Origin of the sequence: Microcoleus sp. MON2_D5, from assembly GCF_036701905.1 — a bacterium.
Classification (GTDB): Bacteria; Cyanobacteriota; Cyanobacteriia; order Cyanobacteriales; family Microcoleaceae; genus Microcoleus.
Genome location: NZ_JAUBRM010000178.1, coordinates 1 through 5,406, shown reverse-complemented (window position 1 = coordinate 5,406; position 5,406 = coordinate 1). Strand labels below are relative to the sequence as shown.

Annotated in this window: 3 protein-coding genes; all 3 read right to left on the bottom strand. The window is 48.0% G+C overall.

Annotation, left to right across the window (positions count from 1 at the left end; translation table 11 throughout):
* Window positions 1–218 precede the first annotated feature (218 nt).
* Window positions 219–1,805: a photosynthetic/respiratory NAD(P)H-quinone oxidoreductase subunit D1 gene (ndhD1, locus tag QUA47_RS30125; protein ID WP_445301724.1), complete on the bottom strand. Its 1,587-nt coding sequence runs from the start codon at window positions 1,803–1,805 to the stop codon at window positions 219–221.
* A 453-nt stretch (window positions 1,806–2,258) separates the two neighbouring features.
* On the bottom strand, window positions 2,259–4,304 hold the full coding sequence (locus QUA47_RS30120; RefSeq protein WP_333289516.1) for an NAD(P)H-quinone oxidoreductase subunit 5: 2,046 nt from the start codon (window positions 4,302–4,304) through the stop codon (window positions 2,259–2,261).
* A 224-nt stretch (window positions 4,305–4,528) separates the two neighbouring features.
* The coding region (locus tag QUA47_RS30115; RefSeq protein WP_333433519.1) for a calcium-binding protein at window positions 4,529–5,406 on the bottom strand (878 nt) is incomplete at its 5' end.

Sequence of the window (5,406 nt, the reverse complement as noted above, 5' to 3'; positions counted from 1 at the left end):
TGACCTATCTTTTTTTACCACAAGTCGGTCAACCCCTCACCCGCTCCGGGTTTTGGCGGGGTTGTCACCCCGCCAGGCCGCATACTCACTTTGTTTTTAAACCCAAATTTTAATTGCTTGACAGCAAAAGTTTCCCTGCTTTGTCGCGAAAAAAATATAAAACCCCCAAACCCTTTTTAAAAAGGGTTTGGGGGTTTTATTCCTAAATCCAGTTTAAATTACAGCTTGCTCGGCTCGATCGCCGGAGCACGCAGAGAGACAGTTTTATCCGCAGCAGCCTTAGCCACAAGCGACGGCACAGAATCGCGCAATCTTGCAGTCAACTGTACAGTAGTCGCATCGTAAACCTGAGTCAACATCTTAGGATACAAACCAATGCCAATAATAGGCACTAACAGAGCCGCAATCACAAACACTTCTCGCGGTTCCGCATCCACCAACTCTTCGTGTTCCGACAATTCCTTATTCTCAGGCCCGTAGAAGATTTCGCGCAGCATCGACAGCAGATAAATCGGAGTCAAAATCACCCCTACAGCAGCTAGAAATACCACACAAACCTTAAAAACAGGATTGTAAGCATCGCTGGTTGCAAAACCCACAAACACCATCAATTCTGCTACAAAACCGCTCATTCCCGGCAAAGCCAAAGAAGCCATAGAACAAGCAGTCCACATCGCGAAAACCTTACGCATTTTCTGCCCTACACCGCCCATTTCGTCCAGCATGAGCGTGTGAGTGCGATCGTAAGTGCAGCCCACCATAAAGAACAAACTCGCCCCGATTAAACCGTGGGAAACCATTTGCAGCATTGCACCGCTGGTTCCCAAATCGGTAAACGAAGCTATCCCGATTAACACAAACCCCATGTGCGAAATCGAAGAATAAGCAATTTTCCGCTTCAAATTGCGCTGAGCAAAAGAAGTTAATGCCGCGTAAACAATGTTAACCACACCCAAAATTACCAAGATGGGTGCGAAGGTAGCGTGAGCATCCGGGAGCATTCCCGCATTCATCCGCAGTAAAGCGTAACCGCCCATTTTTAGCAGAATTCCTGCTAGCAACATGTGGGCGGGTGCGGTTGCTTCGCCGTGAGCGTCAGGGAGCCAAGTGTGCAGGGGAAAAATCGGCAGTTTGACGCCGTAAGCTATTAAGAAACCTGTGTACAGGAGCAATTCTACATTGGGGGCGTAATCTTTAGCTGCGATCGCCCGCATATCGAAAGTCACCGTATCGCCGTAAAACGCCATCGTCAGCGCGCCAACCAAAATAAACAGCGAACCCCCTGCCGTGTACAGGATAAACTTAGTTGCTGCGTAAAGGCGCTTTTTCCCGCCCCAAATCGACAAAATCAGGTAAACCGGAACTAATTCCAGTTCCCAAACCAGGAAAAACAGCAGCATATCCTGCACGGCAAAAACTGCTATTTGGCCGCCGTACATCGCCAGCATCAAAAAGTAAAATAGCTTCGGTTTAAAAGTGACTGGCCAAGCTGCTAAAGTAGCTAAAGTGGTAATAAAACCAGTCAGCAAAATCAGCGGCATCGATAAACCGTCAGCACCCACAGACCAATTTAAATCGAGTTGCGGGACCCAAGAGTAACTTTCTACCAGTTGCAAATCTGGATTGCTGAAGTCGTACTGAGTGTAAAAAGCGTAAACAAGTAGGGCAAAATCGATCAAACCCACAATTAGGGCATACCACCGCACCGTCTTGCCATCCTTATCGGGAATTAAAGGAATCAGCAAGGACGCAGCAATGGGAAACAGAATTGTTGTTGTTAACCAGGGAAAGTTAGCTGTATCCATTGCGTTTTAAAATGATCCATCAGTTATTAGGTTTAAACACATTTTGCTAATTTTAGCCTAAATTTTATACTTTCTTTAGACGGAACAATTTTTTTTCTATTATTTGGACAAATTATGCGATCGCAACAGTGAATTTTAATGAAAGATTTATTTCTATTTGCTAATTGTCAATTGTGATTTATTAACCTAATACCATTTCTTCAAATATCTCCTAATGGGGATACGGCAATGCCCAAAGCGTGTAAAGTTAAGCCTAAAACCCTTGATAAATATTGCTTTTACCTGAGTCTAGCTCCGCCTAAATCCCCCTTAAGGAGGGGGACTTTGAGAAGATTCCTGCCCCCCTTAAGAAGGGGGGCGAGGGGGGAGCGAACCCTAATCGTCAGACACCAGACCCGTACTAGGTTTGACATGGTTGTTGACACCAATGGACAAGGCCGTGTCGCTACCGATTTAACTGACTCCTGAAAAGATCGCAAAACCCAGAACTGCGACAAACACAATCAGGGCATAAAATTGAGCGCGACCGCTCTCAAAGTATTTCAAACCTTCGCCGCTAACCAGAGTGAGAAACCCTGTTAAGTTGACGGCACCATCGACGACTCGCAAATCCACTTCCATGACTTGCCGCGCTAAACGGCGGCTGCCTTTGACAAAGAGAAATTCGTTGATATCGTCGAGATACCACTTGTTGAGGGAGAACTCGTAAAGCGGTTTGATTTTTTGCGCGATCGCACTTGGGTCAATTTTACGGCTCAAATACATCAGAGAAGCCAAAGTAATGCCCAGCAAAGCAATACCTACAGAGCTTCCGCCCATAATCAAAAATTCCGTCAAATTGAACTCAGCAGCGTGTGCCAAAACTTCTTCGAGAGACTCGCCAGGAGCGCGAACAAACTGCTCGAAATAATTGGCAAACGGCGTACCGAGAAAACCGATAAACACAGAAGGTACTGCCAGCAAGACTAACGGCAGAGCCATTGTCAGAGGAGATTCGTGAGGCAAATGGTCGTGCTCATCGTGACTGTCGCCAGTGGATGCCAATTCCTTAACGTTCATCGCTCCCGGGCCAAAAACAACACCGGGTTGCAAGAGTTGCCGCTTGATGGCGCTGTCATTGCCCCGGAATTCGCCCTCAAAGGTGCTGAAATACATTCGGAACATATAAAACGCGGTCATCCCGGCCGTCAACCAGCTAACAGCCCACAAAGCGGGATTTGCTGCGAAGGCGCTGGCGAGGATTTCGTCTTTTGACCAAAAACCAGCAAACGGCGGAATTCCGCAGATTGCCAAATTTCCGATTAAAAAGCAAGCAGAGGTAATCGGCATATATTTCCGCAAACCGCCCATGACTCGCATATCTTGAGCGAGAGCGGGGTTGTGGCCTACAACTGCTTCCATACCGTGAATCACTGAACCTGAACACAGGAACAGCATTGCTTTGAAGTAAGCGTGAGTCATCAAGTGGAAAAGTCCGGCACTGTAAGCGCCGACGCCCATTGCCATCACCATGTAGCCGAGTTGGGAGATGGTGGAGTAGGCGAGGCCTTTTTTGATGTCATTTTGGGTAATCGCGATCGAAGCACCCATAAATGCCGTAAAACAGCCGGTGCAGGCGATCAAATTCATGACGGCCGGCAGCCCTTCAAACACTGGGTACATCCGAGCGATCAGGAATACGCCGGCGGCTACCATTGTGGCGGCGTGGATCAGAGCCGAAATCGGTGTCGGGCCTTCCATTGCGTCTGGGAGCCAGACGTGGAGGGGGAATTGAGCGGATTTGGCTGCTGGCCCCAAAAATATGAGGATGCCGAAGATTGTCGCCAGAGTCGCGCTAAGGGCGCCGGATTCCACTAAGGAGTGCAGGCGTTCGCCCATCACCTCAAATTCAAAGCTGCCGGTGGCCCAGTAAATGCCGAGGATGCCCAGCAGCAGGCCGAAGTCGCCGACGCGGTTGGTGACAAAAGCTTTTTGGCAAGCGTCAGCAGCGGGTTTGCGATCGTACCAAAATCCGACTAGCAGGTACGAACACATACCTACCAGTTCCCAAAAAATGTAAATCTGAACGATGTTCGGGCTGATTACCAGACCCAACATCGACGCGCTGAAGATGCTCAGGTAGGCGTAAAACCGCACGTACCCGTCATCGTGAGCCATGTAGCCGTCGGTGTAAATCATCACCAAAAAGGCGACCGTAGTGACGATCGCCAGCATCACCGACGTTAGGGGGTCGATAATATAGCCCATATTCAGCGAGAAGTCGCCAGCAGAAGCCCACTGAATACTGCGGGTGTAGGGTGCGTGGCCCTGTAGTTGACTCCACAGCAATGCGAAGGAGAGTACCATTGACCCTCCGAGCGCGGAGACGATTAATATCGCATTCGCTTGTCGGAGCTTGTTGGTTGCCTGGTTAAAGGTGATTAAGCCTAGACCTACTAGCATTGCGCCTGCCAGCGGCAGGACTGGAATCAGCCAAGCGTATTGATAAAGCAGTTCCATGACTGATAGGTAGTTTAAAGTTTCTACTAGATTGACAAAACTGTAAACAATTGTGACACAGGCTTGGACGACTGGGCATAAATGCTTGATTTTTTTTTAAGTATGCTGAGTTGGCGGCCTTATCGATTTAGGTTGTGAGGAGTTAATGTGCCATAAATCTCACCCCGAACGGAGTCGGGATGAATGAATGCCCGTGAAACTGATATTGCGGAGGTCGATCGCGATTACCCCAAGTTTAGAATCGAATCTGTAGTGGATGCGATGAATGTGGAACTGCGAACAGTTGCCGGTGTTGCATTTAAAACATTCGCTAAAATGTCGCCATTAGCTAACAAGATTAGCGTGTTTGCACCCTCGGCAGTGAAATTGAGGTCATTAAGAGTGATACTGCCCGCGATCGCAATTCTATCCCCTTGATTTAAATCGGTAATTCGATCGGCAAAATTTGCATCCCGCACCCCTGCATCAACATCTATTTTGATAATAAAATTATCTATTTCGCCGCCGCCAGTAAGAATGTCAAAACCTGTATCGCCTAGCAAAAAATCATTGCCTTCGTCGCCGTTCAAAGTGTCATTTCCTCTACCTCCCCGCAAAAAATCATTGCCACTTCCGCCGTCTAGACTATCATTATCTTGACCGCCGCTGAGCAGATCGCTGCCATCATCTCCGAAAATTAAATCGCTGCCTTTGCCACCCCGCAGCAAGTCGCTACCAGCGCCGCCACGCAGCACATCATTTTCAGCATTCCCATTAATTACATCATCATCTGATGAACCACTCACGGTATCATTACCGTCTAAGGCTCGCACGCCGCTAGAAAATTGAGTCGCACTGTTTGGAGGTATTTGAAATAAATCATTGCCAAGAGTTAAGTCAAAAAAACCTCCGCTAGCTGATGTAGTCAATAACTTATTAAAAACGCTCAACTGCTCAAAGTCTGTGATAATTCCAGAAAGCTGGCGCACAAAATCCAGCGACTCCCGCGGCGGCACCAAAATCAATTGGTTCAAGAACGGGTCGTCCTCAGTACGCAAAGCTTCCAAAACGCTCTCCAAGTTCACCACCTCAATCTTAATTGTGGCTGTCACGTTGGGCTGCT